The sequence below is a fragment of the Paenarthrobacter ilicis genome, from assembly GCF_016907545.1.
Lineage (GTDB): Bacteria > Actinomycetota > Actinomycetes > Actinomycetales > Micrococcaceae > Arthrobacter > Arthrobacter ilicis.
Window position 1 is genome coordinate 1,134,106 of record NZ_JAFBCD010000001.1, and the last position, 16,373, is coordinate 1,150,478.

The 16,373-nt window shown below is 63.2% G+C and carries 16 protein-coding genes and 1 riboswitch; of the genes, 12 read left to right on the plus strand and 4 right to left on the minus strand.

The window, feature by feature from the left end; all coding sequences use genetic code 11:
- Nucleotides 1–61 precede the first annotated feature (61 nt).
- Nucleotides 62–913 (minus strand): formyltetrahydrofolate deformylase, encoded by an 852-nt coding sequence (gene purU, locus JOE60_RS05300; protein ID WP_167264596.1) that lies wholly within the window; start codon nt 911–913, stop codon nt 62–64.
- Between the two features lie 35 nt (nt 914–948).
- A riboswitch (ZMP/ZTP riboswitch) is annotated at nt 949–1,034 on the plus strand.
- Nucleotides 1,035–1,149: 115 nt separating this feature from the next.
- Between purU and glyA the strand changes: the two genes are divergently transcribed.
- The 11 genes from glyA to JOE60_RS05355 all read left to right on the plus strand — a co-directional run bounded on the left by glyA (nt 1,150) and on the right by JOE60_RS05355 (nt 10,880).
- Nucleotides 1,150–2,445: a serine hydroxymethyltransferase gene (gene glyA, locus JOE60_RS05305; RefSeq protein ID WP_167264597.1), complete on the plus strand. Its 1,296-nt coding sequence runs from the start codon at nt 1,150–1,152 to the stop codon at nt 2,443–2,445.
- Nucleotides 2,446–2,601: 156 nt separating this feature from the next.
- Nucleotides 2,602–3,495 (plus strand): bifunctional methylenetetrahydrofolate dehydrogenase/methenyltetrahydrofolate cyclohydrolase, encoded by an 894-nt coding sequence (locus JOE60_RS05310; RefSeq protein WP_167264598.1) that lies wholly within the window; start codon nt 2,602–2,604, stop codon nt 3,493–3,495.
- Nucleotides 3,496–3,709: 214 nt separating this feature from the next.
- On the plus strand, nt 3,710–4,690 hold the full coding sequence (locus tag JOE60_RS05315) for an ABC transporter ATP-binding protein (protein ID WP_390905109.1): 981 nt from the start codon (nt 3,710–3,712) through the stop codon (nt 4,688–4,690).
- Nucleotides 4,691–4,697: 7 nt separating this feature from the next.
- The gene (locus tag JOE60_RS05320) at nt 4,698–5,561 is read left to right on the plus strand and encodes an ABC transporter permease (RefSeq protein WP_204814845.1); all 864 of its coding nucleotides are present in this window, start codon (nt 4,698–4,700) and stop codon (nt 5,559–5,561) included.
- Nucleotides 5,558–6,391, plus strand: a complete 834-nt coding sequence (locus JOE60_RS05325) for an ABC transporter permease (RefSeq protein ID WP_167264600.1) — start codon at nt 5,558–5,560, stop codon at nt 6,389–6,391. The genes JOE60_RS05320 and JOE60_RS05325 overlap by 4 nt, the downstream gene beginning before the upstream one ends.
- Before the next feature lie 64 nt (nt 6,392–6,455).
- Complete coding sequence (locus JOE60_RS05330) at nt 6,456–7,019, plus strand: hypothetical protein (protein ID WP_167264601.1); 564 nt, start codon at nt 6,456–6,458, stop codon at nt 7,017–7,019.
- Nucleotides 7,020–7,029: 10 nt separating this feature from the next.
- The gene (locus JOE60_RS05335) at nt 7,030–7,872 is read left to right on the plus strand and encodes an exodeoxyribonuclease III (protein WP_167264602.1); all 843 of its coding nucleotides are present in this window, start codon (nt 7,030–7,032) and stop codon (nt 7,870–7,872) included.
- A 12-nt stretch (nt 7,873–7,884) separates the two neighbouring features.
- Nucleotides 7,885–9,006, plus strand: a complete 1,122-nt coding sequence (gene trpS / locus JOE60_RS05340) for a tryptophan--tRNA ligase (protein ID WP_167264603.1) — start codon at nt 7,885–7,887, stop codon at nt 9,004–9,006.
- Nucleotides 9,007–9,010: 4 nt separating this feature from the next.
- Entirely contained in the window at nt 9,011–9,688 is a 678-nt protein-coding gene (locus JOE60_RS05345; RefSeq protein ID WP_167264604.1) for a 2'-5' RNA ligase family protein, read from the plus strand.
- Nucleotides 9,615–10,700, plus strand: coding sequence for a YihY/virulence factor BrkB family protein (locus JOE60_RS05350; RefSeq protein ID WP_167264605.1), 1,086 nt, complete (start codon nt 9,615–9,617; stop codon nt 10,698–10,700). Before JOE60_RS05345 ends, JOE60_RS05350 begins: the two co-directional genes overlap by 74 nt.
- A gap of 27 nt (nt 10,701–10,727) precedes the next feature.
- Nucleotides 10,728–10,880 (plus strand): DUF1269 domain-containing protein, encoded by a 153-nt coding sequence (locus JOE60_RS05355; protein WP_167264606.1) that lies wholly within the window; start codon nt 10,728–10,730, stop codon nt 10,878–10,880.
- 39 nt (nt 10,881–10,919) lie between these two features.
- Here JOE60_RS05355 and JOE60_RS05360 read toward each other — a convergent pair whose 3' ends face one another.
- Together JOE60_RS05360 and JOE60_RS05365 are read right to left on the minus strand one after the other, a co-directional pair.
- Nucleotides 10,920–13,172 carry a hypothetical protein gene (locus JOE60_RS05360; RefSeq protein ID WP_167264607.1) on the minus strand — a complete coding sequence of 751 codons (2,253 nt, stop codon included), beginning with the start codon at nt 13,170–13,172 and terminating at the stop codon, nt 10,920–10,922.
- Nucleotides 13,169–14,104, minus strand: a complete 936-nt coding sequence (locus tag JOE60_RS05365; protein WP_338112525.1) for a glycoside hydrolase family 43 protein — start codon at nt 14,102–14,104, stop codon at nt 13,169–13,171. Before JOE60_RS05365 ends, JOE60_RS05360 begins: the two co-directional genes overlap by 4 nt.
- Nucleotides 14,105–14,208: 104 nt before the next feature.
- Between JOE60_RS05365 and JOE60_RS05370 the strand changes: the two genes are divergently transcribed.
- Nucleotides 14,209–15,513 (plus strand): ABC transporter substrate-binding protein, encoded by a 1,305-nt coding sequence (locus JOE60_RS05370; protein WP_167264609.1) that lies wholly within the window; start codon nt 14,209–14,211, stop codon nt 15,511–15,513.
- Between the two features lie 7 nt (nt 15,514–15,520).
- Here JOE60_RS05370 and JOE60_RS05375 read toward each other — a convergent pair whose 3' ends face one another.
- Nucleotides 15,521–16,288, minus strand: coding sequence for an alpha/beta hydrolase family protein (locus JOE60_RS05375; RefSeq protein WP_167264610.1), 768 nt, complete (start codon nt 16,286–16,288; stop codon nt 15,521–15,523).
- Nucleotides 16,289–16,373 lie beyond the last annotated feature (85 nt).

Consider the following 16,373-nt stretch of genomic DNA (forward strand, 5'->3'; position numbering starts at 1 on the left):
TAGTGCGCGTTATGAGCGCCCATAACGCGCACTAATGCGACTCAGTTGGGTCAGCGCGGGGTTAGTTGAAGACGACGGTCCGGGTGCCGTCCAGCAGCACGCGGTGCTCAGCCTGCCACTGCACCGCCTGCACCAGCGTGCGGCCCTCAACGTCGCGGCCCATCTGGACGAACTGTTCGGCTGTGCGGGCGTGGTCAACGCGGATGACTTCCTGCTCAATGATGGGACCCTCATCCAGGTCCGCTGTCACATAGTGGGCCGTCGCGCCAATGATTTTCACGCCGCGGGCGTGGGCCTGGTGGTACGGCTTGGCGCCCTTGAAGGACGGGAGGAATGAGTGGTGGATGTTGATGGCCCGGCCGTTCAACTCTGTGCACAAGTCGTTGGAAAGGATCTGCATGTACCGGGCCAGGACTGTGAGTTCAACGTCGTGCTCGTCGATGAGCTTGAGCAGCGCAGCTTCGGCGTCAGCCTTGGTGTCGGCAGTGACGGGAACGTGGTGGAACGGAATGCCATAGAACTCCGCCAGTGACTCCAGGTCCCGGTGGTTGGAGACGATTGCCGGAATCTCAATGGGCAGCGTTCCGGCGCGCTGGGCAAAGAGGAGGTCGTTCAGGCAGTGGGCGTCCTTGGAACACAGGATCAGGGTGCGCACTTTCTGCCCCACGGGATTGATCTGCCACGCCATGCCGAACGATTCGGCCACCGGCTGCAGCGCGGCCGTCAGTTCCGCTTGGGACCGCGACGTCGTTGCCTCCACCCGCATGAAAAAGTTGCCGGTGCTGGGGCTTCCGTACTGCTGGGAGTCAGCGATATTGCAACCTGCCTCAAGCAGGGCGCCGGCCACCGCGTGCACGATGCCGGGGCGGTCAGGGCAGGAAAGTGTTACTACGAAAGCAGTGGAGTCAGTCACGCGGTTAAGCCTACCTGTGCTGCCTTGTTGTACTGTTAACGGGTCGCAACTGGCGTTGGGTGGACTACCACCAGGGAGCGGCAATCATGAAGACCACGGATCGTACGCCTGGGCCGAGGGTCATGTCTTACCGTTGCACGCACGTGACCGATCCCTCTGTAAATAACGGGACGCGGGAATGCTGCTGCCGGTAGCCTGACCTGTAGCACCACCCGTTGCCTAGCCAGGAGATTTCCGTGACTACCACAACCACTTCCGCGTCTGTCAGCAACCAGTCGCTCGCCGATCTCGATCCCGAGATTGCAGCAGTCCTCAACCAGGAACTTGGCCGCCAGCGCGGCACCCTGGAAATGATTGCGTCCGAAAACTTCGCCCCCCGCGCCGTCATGGAAGCCCAGGGCTCAGTCCTGACCAACAAGTACGCCGAGGGTTACCCGGGCCGCCGCTACTACGGCGGTTGTGAATACGTCGACGTCGCCGAGCAGCTGGCGATCGATCGCGTCAAGGAACTCTTTGGTGCCGAGTACGCCAACGTCCAACCGCACTCCGGTGCGCAGGCCAACGCGGCAGCCCTCTCCGCCATGATCACTCCCGGCGACAAGATCCTGGGCCTGTCCCTGGCACACGGTGGGCACCTGACCCACGGCATGAAGCTCAACTTCTCCGGCAAGCTGTACAACGTAGCCGCCTACCAGGTCGAAGAAGACAACTTCCGGATCGACATGGACAGGCTGCGCGAGCAGGCCATTGCCGAGAAGCCGCAGGTCATCATTGCCGGCTGGTCCGCGTACCCCCGTCACCTGGACTTCGCTGCTTTCCGTTCCATCGCTAACGAAGTCGGCGCGCTCTTGTGGACGGACATGGCACACTTCGCCGGACTGGTCGCAGCAGGACTGCACCCCAGCCCGGTGCCGTACTCCGACGTCGTTACCTCCACGGTCCACAAGACCTTGGCTGGCCCCCGTTCCGGTGTGATCCTCGGCAAGCAGGAGTGGGCCAAGAAGCTCAACTCCAGCGTCTTCCCGGGCCAGCAGGGTGGACCCCTCATGCACGTGATCGCCGCCAAAGCTGTTGCTTTCAAGATCGCCGGCGGCGAAGAGTTCAAGGAACGCCAGGAGCGTGTCCTCGAGGGTGCCAGGATCATCGCTGACCGTCTGAACCAGGCCGATGTTGCCGAGGCCGGCGTCTCGGTCCTCACCGGCGGCACGGATGTTCACCTGGTCCTGGTTGACTTGCGCAACTCGCAGCTGGATGGCCAGCAGGCCGAAGACCTCCTGCACTCGGCAGGCATCACCGTGAACCGCAACTCTGTTCCGTTTGATCCCCGCCCGCCGATGGTCACCTCCGGCCTCCGCATCGGTACGCCTGCCTTGGCTACCCGCGGATTCGGTGCTGCCGAGTTCACCGAAGTTGCCGAGATCATCGCCACGGCGCTCAAGGCCGGCACCTCGGCGGACGTGGAGTCGCTGCAGGCCCGCGTGGACAAGCTCGCCGCTGACTTCCCGCTGTACCCGCAGCACGAGCAGTGGTAACCCACGGCTCCCGCAGCAATCAGTAAACAAGCACAACCCGGGCATTGAACCGGGGCTGACGGGACCCGCCGCCATACTCCACGGCAGCGGGTCCCGTCTGCTTGGGCCTCCCCGCGGCCCACCCACGCAGGTCACCCACCAGAAAGAGCAGATGGAATGACACAGTCCACCGCACAGATCCTCGACGGCAAGGCCACCGCCGCAGCCATCAAGGCAGAACTGACCACCCGCGTTGCAGCCTTGGCAGCCAAGGGAATCGTCCCCGGCCTGGGCACCATCCTGGTGGGATCCGATCCCGGCAGCACCTGGTACGTGGGCGGCAAGCACAAGGACTGCGCCGAAGTCGGCATCCAGTCCATTCGCCGCGACCTTCCCGAGGACATCTCCCAGGAGGACCTCCTGGAGGTTGTCCGCGAGCTCAACGACAACCCGGAATGCACCGGCTACATCGTCCAACTGCCCCTCCCCAAGCACATTGACCAGGACGTCATCCTGGAAGCGATGGACCCGGAGAAAGACGCCGACGGCCTGCACCCCATGAACCTTGGCCGCCTGGTGGCCAACGTGAATGGCGAGATGAAGTCCCCACTGCCCTGCACCCCCAAGGGCTGTGTGGAGCTGCTCCGCCGCCACAACATTGAACTCAAGGGCAAGCGCGTCCTGGTGGTGGGCCGCGGCGTCACCATCGGCCGCCCCATCGGCCTCCTGCTGACCCGCAAGGAAGTCAACGCCACGGTGATCCTGGCCCACACCGGAACGGTGGACCTGCCCGCAGAACTCAAGCAGGCCGACGTCGTGATTGCCGCTGCCGGTGTGCCGCACATGATCAAGGCTGGAGACCTTAAGCCGGGCGCAATCGTGCTGGACGTCGGCGTCAGCCGCGTGGATGACGGCAACGGCAAAGCTGTCGTCACCGGAGACGTGGACCCGGCCGCTGCCGACGTCGCCGCGTGGCTGTCCCCGAACCCGGGTGGTGTGGGTCCGATGACCCGCGCCATGCTGCTCGCCAACGTGGTGGAAAGCGCCGAGCGCCAGGCCGGCATCGCCTAGGTCCCTCCGGACACGGCAAGGGCGGCCGCAGATGTGAATTCTGCTGGATCATTCGACCCAACATCATCGCCTATCCGCGGATTAACGGGGGTGCGGGACAGAGGCGGGGCAAATGATCCAGCAGAATTGTGGCGCAACGAGGTGGCCAGGCTAAATCCAGAAAGTTGCGGAATACATATTTCACATATTCCCTGGCCCTACTAGTCTGCTGAGGGTGCACAACGAAGCAACCCGACCAGTGGATTCCCCGTTGACCAGCCCGAACACCGACCGGCAGACAGTCATCAGCGCCCGGAACCTGACCAAGTCCTACGGCGATCTCACCGCGGTGGACAACATCTCCTTCGACGTACCGGCGGGGGAGTCCTTCGGCCTGCTGGGCCCCAACGGTGCCGGCAAGTCCACCACTATGAAGATGATCGGCGGCGTCTCCCAGCGCACGTCCGGGACGCTCAGCATCATGGGCTTGGACCCCGAATCCCACGGCCCGGAGGTCCGGGCACACCTGGGGGTGGTGCCGCAGCAGGACAACCTGGACGAGGAACTGCGGGTCCGCGAAAACCTTATTGTCTATGGCCGTTACTTCGGCCTGCCTTTGAAATACCTGCGTCCCAAAGCGGACGAGCTCTTGGAATTCGCGCAGCTGACGGACAAAGCCAATTCCAAGGTGGATGCACTGTCCGGCGGCATGAAGCGGCGGTTGACCATTGCCCGATCCCTGATCAATGAGCCCCGGATACTCCTCCTTGATGAACCAACCACGGGCCTGGACCCGCAGGCGCGCCACATTCTGTGGGACCGGTTGTTCCGGCTCAAGGAAAACGGTGTGACGCTGATCCTCACCACGCACTACATGGACGAGGCCGAACAACTCTGTGACCGCCTGATCGTGGTGGACAAGGGCCGGATCATGGCCGAAGGTTCCCCGGCCGCGCTGATCCGGGAGCATTCGTCCCGTGAAGTCCTGGAGCTCAGGTTCGGGTCCCAGCGGAACGCGACCATCGGCGACGAACTCCAAGGCATTGGAGAGCGGCTAGAAACGCTGCCCGACCGCGTGCTCATCTACGCCCATGACGGCGAGGCCGCACTGGAGCACGTCACCTCGCGGGGTCTACGGCCCGTGACATCGCTGGTGCGCCGATCCTCGTTGGAAGACGTATTCCTGCGACTGACCGGCAGGAGCCTTGTTGACTAGGGGAGGGATGACTGACCCAGGGAGCAAACAACCCTCGACGGCGGTGCAGCCGCTGCGGGCCCACTCGCCGGAGGTTTCGGCTGCCCGGGCGCGGCGCTGGGGTGCCTTCTTCTACGCGGAGCAGGTACTCCGCGTCATGCGGAACTATGGCTGGTCCGTGATCCTGTACAGCGTGGGTCAACCGGTGGCGTACTTGTTCGCCATGGGTGTTGGGTTGGCCAGCTTGGTGGACGCCAACAGCGGGGCTGTCTTTGGCGGAGTCAGTTACCTGGAGTTCGTGGCTCCGGCACTGTTGGTCTCCGCGGCGGTGATGACCGCGTCCGGGGAGTTCTCGTACCCGGTCACGGACGGCTTCAAGTGGCGTCGCGTGTTCTACGGACCGCACGCCTCGCCGTTGACCCCGCAACAAATCGCCAGCGGCCACATCATGGCCAGCTCTGTGCGGTTCCTGCTGCAGTCGGTGGTGTATTTCGCGGTGGTGGCCATGTTCGGTGCTTCGCCTGGGCCGTGGGGCTGGGTGTCTGCGATCGTGGCAACCGTGGCGGCGTTGTCCTTCGGGCTGCCGTTGATGGCCTACGCCGCAAGCATTACCCAGGACAAGGGCCAGTTTGCGCTGGTGCAGCGTTTCATTGTGATGCCGCTGTTCCTGTTCTCCGGGACGTTTTTCCCGCTGGACACCCTGCCGGTGGCCGTCCGCTGGATTGGCTGGATTTCCCCGGTGTGGCACGGAACCGAGCTGGGCCGGGTGTTCACCTACGGCATGGACCAGGAGCCGTTGCTGACCATCATCCATATCCTGTTCCTGGTGGTGACAGCCGGAGTGGGCTGGATCCTGGTCCGGCGGCAGTTCGTCAAAAGGATGGGCTCATGAGTGTCCTCACGGGTGGCCACAGCGCCACGGATGCTGCCCGCGGGCGGAAGTTCGGTTCGCTCTATTCCCGTAATGCCAAAGCCGTGGTTGGCCGTGGGCTCATGGCAGCCAAGAGCAGTACGTGGCTGGTGCTGGTATCCGGGTTCTTCGAGCCCGTGCTGTTCCTGCTGGCCATGGGCGTGGGTATGGGATCCATCGTGGGAACAGTCCAAGGGCCCGGCGGCGAAGAAATCAGCTATGCCGCGTACATAGCCCCGGCCCTCCTTGCGGTCTCGGCCATGAACGGAGCCATCTACGACTCCACATGGAACGTGTTCTTCAAGATGAACTTCGCCAAGCTCTACCAGGGGATGCTCTACACCTCCCTGGGGCCGCTGGATGTGGCCATTGGCGAGATCTTCCTGGCACTCCTCAGGGGTCTGCTCTATGCCACGGGATTCACTGCCGTGATGGGGGTGATGGGCTTGATCACCAGTTGGTGGGCCATCCTGGTCATTCCGGCATCGGTCCTGATCGCTTTCGGGTTCGCGAGCTTCGGCATGGGCATCACCAGCTTCATGAAGACCTTCCAGCAAATGGATTGGATCAACTTCTTCCTGCTGCCCATGTTCCTGTTCAGCGCCACGTTCTATCCGCTGAGCGTCTACCCGCAGGTGATCCAGTGGTTCATCCAGGCCATGCCCCTGTGGCACGGGGTTGAATTGCTGCGGCAGATCAGCGTGGGCTCCTTCAGTCCGGCCACCGCCATCCACGTGGGGTATTACGTGGTGATGATCGCCCTCGGCATTATGCTGACCACCGGGAGGCTGCGCCAGCTGTTCCTCAAATGATTCCGGTGTTCGCCATCCGTGGAAGCGGGACAAGGCACCTTTGCGCATTTGAGAGAATGGAGGCATGCAATCTCTCGGTGACCCGCACCCGTCCACGTCCAGCGCCGGCAAAGGCATGTTCAGAGGCTTCCGCATCGGTGGCCTGGGGATGGCCGTGGTCATCATCGCCTTCCTGGTGGCCGTTATCTTCGCTGCCAACCAGAACGATGTTGTTGGCTGGGTTGTGGCAGTGGTTGCCTTTGGCTGGCTGGCGTTGGCCACCTTCGTGGTGGTGAGCATCCGCAAGGCCGCGCAGCGTGCCGGTGCCAAGCTGAGCGAAGCGCAGGCTGCGTTTAACTCCGCAACCGGCCGCGCGCCGTCGGGCGTTGCTGACAACGGCGGCACCCGAGTAGTGTCCGAGCGCAACCAGGCCGACGAGGTCCGCGACCTCAAACTGGACCATTCCTTCAAGATCGTCCAGGTCCAGGTCCGCGTTGTTGATGACGAGCGCGCCAAGGGTGCCGGGGCTGACCAGGACACCATCAACCGCGCCTTGGAAACCATTGCCATTACTGCCACCAATGCCCGGGACATGATCAAGTCTTCCGGGGGTCCCGAAGAGCCAGTGGCCGGCACCATCATCGACTAGAGTAGAGCGGGTGAGTACGGCATTGAAGAAGGACTTCCTTCGCATCGCGTCAGTCAACGTCAACGGCCTGAGGGCTGCCTACAAGAATGGCATGGCGGAATGGCTGGAGCCACGCGAAGTGGACATTCTCTGCCTGCAGGAAGTCCGCGCTCCCGATGACATTGTCCGGAAGCTGATTGGCGAAGGCTGGCACATCCTTCACACAGAGGCCGAAGCAAAGGGCCGGGCCGGGGTTGCCATCGCTTCCCGGACGGAACCCACCGCAACCCGCGTGGGAATTGGCGACGATTACTTCGATACTTCCGGCCGCTGGGTCGAGGCGGATTTTTCCGTCAGGGACGCTGCAGGCGAACCCGCAACCCTTTCCGTGGTCAGTGCCTATGTGCACTCCGGAGAAGTGGGAACCCCCAAGCAGGACGACAAATTCCGCTTCCTGGACGCCATGGCTGTCCGTCTCCCGGAGCTTGCCAAACACAGCGACCATGCCTTGGTGGTGGGCGACCTCAACGTGGGACACACCGAGCTGGATATCAAAAACTGGAAGGGCAACGTCAAGCGTGCCGGCTTCCTCCCGGAGGAGCGCGCGTACTTTGACCGCTTCCTCGGCGAAGACATCGGATGGAGGGATGTCCACAGGGGCCTGGCAGGAAATGTCGCCGGCCCCTACACCTGGTGGTCCCAGCGCGGTAAGGCCTTTGACACCGACACAGGCTGGCGCATCGACTACCACCTGGCAACTCCCGGCCTCGCGGCAGCAGCCACATCCGCTGTAGTGGACCGGGCGCCTTCGTGGGACACCCGCTTCTCCGACCACGCACCGCTGGTAGTCGACTACCAGCTCCAAGCTTCCTAAGGTATTTCCTCCATGACCAGTTCCACCGCTACCGAAACGGGCCCAGGCGCCGCCGCACCATCAGCAGCCGCCGCCACCTCCACCAAGCTGGCGCCCGGCACCAAGCCCCGTGTCCTCTCCGGAATGCAGCCCTCGGCTGACTCCCTGCACCTGGGCAATTACCTGGGCGCCCTGGTCAACTGGGTCCGGATGCAGGACGAGTACGATGCCGTCTACTTCATCCCGGACCTGCATGCCATCACGGTTCCCCAGGATCCTGCCGAACTTGCCCGCCGAACGCGGGTCACCGCAGCCCAGTACATTGCCGGTGGCGTGGACGTGGACAAGTGCACGCTGTTCGTCCAGTCCCAGGTACCGGAGCACGCACAGCTGGCCTGGGTCCTGAACTGCATCACCGGCATGGGCGAAGCCAGCCGGATGACCCAGTTCAAGGACAAGGCCCAGAAGCAGGGCTCGGACCACGCAAGCGTGGGCCTGTTTACCTACCCCATCCTGCAAGCAGCCGATATCCTCCTGTACCAGCCCCACGGCGTTCCCGTAGGCGAGGACCAGCGCCAGCACGTGGAGCTGAGCAGGGACCTGGCAAACCGCTTCAACAGCCGGTTCGGGGAAACGTTCCAGGTGCCGGAGGCCTTCATCCAGAAGGAGTCGGCCAAGATCTACGATCTCCAGAACCCCACGGCCAAGATGTCCAAATCGGCTGAGTCCCCGGCCGGGCTGATCAACCTCCTGGACGATCCCAAGACTGTTGCCAAACGGATCAAGTCCGCTGTGACTGACACCGAAACAGAGATCCGCTACGACCGCGAGAACAAGCCGGGCGTGTCCAATCTCCTGTCCATCTACTCGGCCATCAGCGGCACCCCGGTGGAAAAGATCGTGGCCGATTACGAAGGAAAGATGTACGGCCACCTCAAGGTGGATCTTGCAGAACTGGTGTCCGGCCACTTGGCACCCATCCGTGAACGCGCCAATGAACTGTTGGCGGACCCCGCTGAGCTGGACCGGTTGCTGGCACTCGGGGCGGACAAGGCCCGTGGGATCGCTTCAGCTACCCTCGCCGACGTCTACGCCAAGGTGGGATTCCTCCCGTACCGGGGACTCGCTTCCCAGGGCCAGCAAGGAGTCCGCTAACCCCATGTGCTCTGCTGGCCAGCTCAACGTCCAGACCGACGCCCGGAAGGGCTCCGGTCCGGATGATTCTCGCCAGCCTGCGGTCACCGGCGTCGATTGCGGCGCCGGTGACATTATGTGCGTGGGCGTGATCCTCGGTTTCCCGCCGGACATTGCGCGGGAGCTCCAGGAATGGCGGGCCTCCTTTGGGGATCCCATGGCCGAGGTCATTCCGGCCCACATCACCCTGATCACCACTACCCCCACCCAGGACTGGGAGGCTACCCGCGAGCATGTTCGTGGCGTGGCAAAGACCCAGCAACCGTTCAACATCACCATTTCCGGTACGGGTTCGTTCCGCCCTGTCTCGCCCGTGGTGTTCGTCAACGTGGAGGAGGGCTTCGAAGAGTGCGTGCAACTGCACCAAAAACTCCAGAGCGGCCCACTGGAACGCATGCTGCCCTTCCCGTACCACCCGCACGTCACTGTTGCCCACGATGTTGCCCAAAAGAATCTTGATGAGGCCGAAACGGTCCTGAGAGATTACCGGGCAACCTTCCCAGTGGTTAGCATGGGACTTTACGAGCATGACACCAATGGAATTTGGCAGCTACGGGAAGAGCTCGACTTTGGCGGCAATACCTACCAAGACCAGCAAGAGGACTCAAGCCGCGGGGGCGGACACTCTTCCGCCTCCCACTGACCTGGCCAAGCTCAAGCTTCAGCTGATCCACAAGCGGCAGGAGTGGGGCCAAGCCAAGATGTCCGGCGCGGGGCTGCCTGCCAAGGCGGGTGCGTACGTGGCGCTTTTCCTGGCGCGGCTGAATACCAACCGGGCCATGCGGTCCTTCCAGCACTACACGCGCCAGCATGGCCCGCTGCTCAGTGCAGGCATCGGCTTCAACATGTTCTTCTCCGTTACCGGTCTCCTGACCACCGGTTTCGCGATCGCCGGAATAGTGCTGGGTGGTAACCAAGCCCTGCAGAATGCTGTCATCAACAGCGTCGCTTCCGCCGCTCCGGGCCTTCTGAAGGTGAACGGCGGCGAGGGCCTGGTGGATCCCCAATCACTGTTGAACCCTTCCGGGCTGGGATGGACGGCCCTGATAGCCGCCGCGGTGACCATCTTTGTGTCCCTTGGATGGATCGCAAGTGTCAGGGAGGGGATCCGCGGCGTCAATAACGCGGACCCGCTCATCCGGAATCCGATTCTGCAGAAACTGATCGACGCCGGAACGCTCCTGCTGCTGGGTGTCCTTCTGGTGGTCAGTGCAGGTGTGTCCTTGGTGTTCGGCTCTGCAGCCGATTGGTTCATGGATCTCCTCAGCCTCGATGAAGCCGTCGCCGGACCCATTGCGGCCACGGTGAAGATCGTCGTTCCCCTGTTGTTGAACTGCGCGACGGCGGCAGTTCTGTTCCGCGTGGCAAGCGGCCTCGAGTTCCGGCGTCGGGCGTTGCGGGAAGGCGTGATCCTGGCGGGCGTGGGCACCACGGTCCTCCAGTTCTTCAGCACGGAGCTGCTGGCCCGCTCCGGCAATAACCCGGTGCTGGCATCTTTCGCGATCATCATCGGTTTGCTCATCTGGTTCAACCTGGTCAGCCAGGTGTACCTCGTCTCAGCCTCCTGGGCAGCAATTCGGGAAGCCGATGCCGATTCGGGGGAGGCCCCGCGCAAGAAAGTCCTGGGATCCCGGCGCGTTACGCCCAGGACCTGACCGTTCGTTGGAGACCCGGAGGCGCGGATGAACAACCAGCTGTGGATTGCCTGCCTGCTTGGCGCTGCCCTTGGACTGATTGTTGGCCAGTTGATCTTTAATTCACCGTTCCTGGGGATCCTCATCGGCATGGGGGCAGGAGCTTTGGTGGGGGCGGCGTTCGGTCCACGCCGCAACTAGGGCAACCCATCTCGCGCATCCCGGGCCGTGGCCCCTGTGTCACGGCGCCTGTACCAGGCCTTCCCATGCCACGGTCCAGTGCGCTGGAAAGCCCGGCGCGTTCCTTCCTGGGCCGTTGTCCCAGCCTGCTGCCATCAATGCTGCAGCTGCCAGGAGCCCGCCATTGCCCGGAAGGTATACCGGCAGGGAATCGGTTTGGCGGTTGTGCCCGTTGGCAAGCGCGGTGTTCTTGCCGGCCTCCAGGAGCAGGGCGTCCACCGCCGCTTCCGGGTCCTCCAGCCGGGCCGCCGTCATGGCCATCACGGGGTAGTCCCAACCCCATGTGCTGGCCCAGTCCCAGTTGGCCAGCACGTCTTTCAACGTGGCCCGCATGGTCCCTGGATCGATCAGTCCGGTTTCAGGGATAACGCCCAGGCCGCACAGCATGGACGGGTGGTCCGTGCGGATGGTGAAGGGTTCCACGTCGATCGCAGCGTAGACGCCATCGATCACGCGCGGCTGGACCATGCCGTCGGCCACGGTTGACCATTCCTCCACAGCGTCCAGGCCCAGCCGTTCACGCCAGGCCGCGGCCGTCCTCAGGCCCCACTGCCAATAGGCCAACTCAAAGGTGGGATTGGTGACCTGGCCGCGCATGTCCCCATAGCTTTCCTGGGCAGGAATCAGCGGCGGGCCCAGCTCGAAGCCCCGGGGTGTGGGATGGGCAAAATCCGCCATGAACGCGGCAGATTCAAACACTATCTCCGCGAATTCTTCCAGTACTTCCCGGGATGGGTTGGCGCGATACACCAGCTCGGCCAGGTAAATGGGGTGCGGTTGCTGCCAAATCAGGAAGGTGCCGATGGGGCTGGGGCTTTCCCTGCCGTCCGGCCCCACTTGTTTAGGCCACCGCACGCCGCCGAAGCCCTGGTTCCTGGCCGTCTGGCGGGACTTCTCCAGCACAGTGGCATACCACCGGAGGGAGGGATGCAACAGCTCCGTCCTGTTCCACAGGGCAAAGTGGGCGGAGTGCCACCAGTGCATCTCCAGATGGAACCGGCCCCGCCATGAGTTGCAGACCAGGCCGGTCTCCTGGGGCGGCAGCGAGCCAGAACAGTTGATGGCCGTCAGGTACTGGGACAGCACAATCCGGCGCTCCAGTTCCTTGGCCCGCGGATCATCCGTGGCGTGGAGCTCGATTGCACCGCCGGTGGACCAGAAGTCTGCCCAATACGCTGCGGACGCCCGCGTGATGCTCCCCGCAGGAGAGGGCACGACGCCGGCACCCGCCTCCCCGGGCCGGGTTAGGTCACGCGGTGGCCGGGTTGCGTCATCCTGTGGGAGGGTCCGTTGGTAGTGGTCCCGTGGATGGCCGCCCTTCCGGACGCAGTCCCCGCTTCCGGCCGGGATGAAGGTGACAGCGAAATCCATAACTGGTGGCTTTCCGGCAGGCACTGCGGCACTCAAGCGGAGCCGGTGCGGGCCGGTGGACTCCACCTCCAGGTCCGGGCCCATGATCCTTACCTGATAGCGGGCATTATCCAAGCGACGGTGGACCAGCCACTCCTGCGCGCCGGGGAAAACCGTGGAAGCAGAGGGCTTGTCCAAGCCGGTGGTGTGGGCATCGGGCCGGTTCCAGTCGGCAGCATCGTGCCAGGCTTCCGAGCCGTAAGGGAATGCCATGCCTACCACCAAACCTGCCTCCAGCGCTGGTGATTCAACGCGGAACCCCAGCTGATCGCGGGTGGGGTGGCACGTCGTCGTGACCTTGACCGGATGGCCCCTTACGGTGAAACGGCTGGTGACGGTTCCTGTCCACAGGTCCAGTGTCTGTTCGGTCATGTCCAACTCGTCAGCGCAGACGGGTCTGTCCCCGCTGTCCTCCGCCCAGCGGAAGCCGATCCTGGCAAGATCCAAACGGTGCGCGTTGGCCCGGAGCCAGTTTTCGGCTTGTGAGGTGCCTGTTTCACGATCGTTGACGATGTCGCCCACCATGTCCACGTAGGGCACCGGCCCCCGAGGGGAGTCGTAAAGAACAGTGGATGCCGAGAGATCGTAGTCCTGCGGAGCCGGAGTGGAGTGCCAACCCCATTGGGACTGCGTGCCCAGCAACGTTCCGGGCGGAAGCTCGTCCCGGGCGCCCACGGGGTAGGAGTCCGGCAGGGTTTGCAGGCCGGTGAGGTCCATGGTGAATCCCAGCTCGCCGTTCCCCACGGACACGGGGCTCCGGGGATCCAGGCGAAGCTGGCGTACGTTGTGGCGCTGCACCAGCGCCTTGCGGTCAATCCCTTGGGGAGGGTGAACAGGGCTCATCGGTGGGCGTCCTTGGAGTCGTGGGTGGGGTGGGTTTCAGGGCCGAGGACAACCGTGTCCTCCAGTTCGCGGAGCGGAAAGAAGGCCGCCCGTTCGTGGGGGCTGTTATTGGGCTGGTGGAGTGTCAGGAAGAGCCCGCCGGTCAGCAACCTGCCGATCATTCCGTGCCCACCGTCCTTGCCCCACAGTGGTTCGGGTTCCTGCTCCCAGGGGCCAAGGACAGTCCCGGACTTGCTGCGGGCAATTCCCATGGCGTACCCGTGGTCTCCAAAACTGGACCACAGCATGATCAGTCTTCCGCTGCTCAGCCTGAACAGGAAGGGACCATCGGTCACATGGACGGGAAATTCACGGTCCTGGACCGAGGGAACATCCAATGCGCGGGACCAAGGGGCCTCGGAAGCGCTGAACAGGAAGACCGGCGCACCGTGGGCGGCGCGGAGATCGTCTGTGAGCCGCTGGGCCATCATGGCGCCGTCGTGGACCTGCTTCCACTCGTGGCAAAACACCATCCAGGGCGAGCCGTCACTGTCCACATGGAGTGTGCCGTCCAGGCATTGCCAATTGCCGGGAGTTACCGGTCCGTCGCTCCATGGTGTGTAGGGACCCTCCGGCTTCCCTGCTGCGAGGATCTGTGTTCCGCGAAACCGGCCGGGGGCGGTGAACGTGGCAAACATGAAGTAGCGCCCCCGGTATTCGTGGACCTCTGGTGCCCAGTACTGTTCGTGGCTCCAGAACCCGGCGTCCGGACGGAAAGCAGGGATGGGTCCCCGCCACGTGGCCAGATCCTTGCTCCGGTAGCAGTCGAAACCTGTGGCCGGACCGGACCAGATGTTCTTGTCCGTACTTCCGAAGAGCATGTACTCGCCAGAGGCTTCCACGGTGAGCACATAGGGGTCGCGTATCTGCAGGTCATCCAGGGTCAGGGGCACGGTACTCCTCCATGTCAAATAGTTCATAGAGCAAACTATTGACGAATATACACGGCCTTGATACGTTTCAGGAACCGTTTTCTCAGCTGAAAGAAGCTTACCCAATGACGCGTAAATCGATCCTGACTTTCCGGAAATCCGTGGCATTCGCAGCGGCCATCAGCATGCTGGGCCTCACGGCGGCATGCTCCAGCCCGTCCTCCAACAACCAGCCGGAAGACGGCCCCGTGGAGATCAGGTTCTCCTGGTGGGGCAATGCCACCCGCGCTGATCTCACCACCAAAGCCATCAAGGAATTCGAGGCCGCCAACCCGAACATCAAGGTCAAGCCCGAGTACGGGGACATCAGCGGGTACTTCGACAAGTTGGCAACCCAGGTGGCCGCCAACGATGCCCCTGACGTGATCACCATGGGCGGAGCGTACCCGGCCGAATACGCCAACCGTGGTGCGCTGCTGGACCTCAGCAAAGTCAGCGGCTCCCTGGATCTGACCAAGCTGGACCAGGGCGCTGTGGAGAACGGGCAGGTCAAGGGAACCCAGTACGGCGTATCCACCGGTGCCAATGCGCTGGCAGTCGTGGTGAATCCCGCAGTGTTCACGGCGGCCGGCGTGGAACTCCCGGATGACAGTACATGGAGCTGGGATGATTTTGCCAGCGTGGCCAAGAACATCACGGAGAAGAGCCCCAAGGGAACCTACGGTACGGCGACCGTCCTGACCCATGACTCGCTGGATGCTTTTGCCCGTCAACGCGGCAAGTCCCTCTACACCCAGGACGGGCAGCTCGGGCTTGATAAGGACACCGTCCAGGCCTATTTCGACTATTCGCTGAAACTGTCCGAATCCGGCGCGGCTCCCAGCGCTTCGGAGACTGTGGAGAAGCTCAACGCCAGCACCGAACAGACCCTCATGGGCATGGGACAGGCCGGCATGATGTTGACCTGGAGCAATTCGCTGACTGCCCTGAGCAAGGCATCCGGGGCGGAACTGAAACTGCTGAAGCTGCCCGGCGAGAAGCCGACGCCCGGTATCTGGCTCCAGTCCTCGCAGTTCTACACCATCTCCGCCCGCAGCAAGCACACGGATGCGGCTGCCAAACTGGTGAACTTCCTGGTGAACAACGAGGCAGCGGCCAAAATCATCCAGAGTGACCGGGGTGTGCCCAGCAACTCCGGAATGCGTTCAGCAATCGGTGATCTCCTGACACCGCAGGGGAAAACCGAAGCAGCCTACATTGATGAGGTCGGCAAGATGGACTTCGCCCCAACCTTCATCGGCCCCACGGGATCAACGGCGGTTTCGGAGATCACGGCCCGCCTCAACACCGATGTCCTGTTCAAGCGGCTCAGCCCGGAGAAGGCAGCCGAACAGTGGATCAACGAAAGCAAGGCAGCAATCGGAAAGTAGTGCCGATTCAGGAGACTTCCAGGTAGGGATCGGCCCAGGCGCTGATGATCTTCGCTACCCGGGCAGCCTGCCCCTTGCCGGTCAGCAGGTGTTCGCTGCCTTCCAGGGAGACGAAGTTGCGGGGGTGCCTGGCGGTCCGGAAAATCTCGCTGGCGTTGTCGATCCCCACCGTGTTGTCGGTGGGGGAGTGCATCACCATCAAGGGCTTGTGCAGGGTACGGATGCAATCGCGCAGGTCCGCGCGCTCAATGTCCTCCACAAAGTGCCTGCGAACCTCCATGGGCCGTCCGCCAAGGTCCACCACGGCACTGCCGTCGCGCAGGATACTGTCGATCTCCGTGTCAAACATGTGTTCCACGTGCTTCGGCTCGTAGGGAGCTCCCACAGTCACCACGGCGTTCAGGCCCTGGATCTCGCGGGCCGCAGCCAAGACGGCTGCGCCACCAAAAGAGTGCCCCACCAGCAGTGAGATGCCCCGGCCCTGTTCCTGCATGTACGCGGCGGCGAGGACAGTGTCGGCCACCTTGACGCTGAAGGATCCTGCAGACCATTCGCCCCCGGAGCCGCCAAGGCCAAGGTTGTCGAAGCGCAGCATGCCCACACCCTGCTCCGCCAGTCCCTTGCAGATCCGGGAGGCAGCGGGGCTGTCCTTGCCAAGGGTGAGCCCGTGGGAAAACACTCCCCACCCGCGGACAGGGCCCTCCGGAACATCGACAATGCCTGCCAGGGCATCGCCGGTACTTCCGGTGAAGGTGATCTTCTCTGAGCGTGGCACGGTGGTCTCCTTGGGGGACGACGCCCAGCGGGCGGTGGTGGTACGGCGGTGGTGATTAACGACGGCGGCGCCGTCACCAAACATG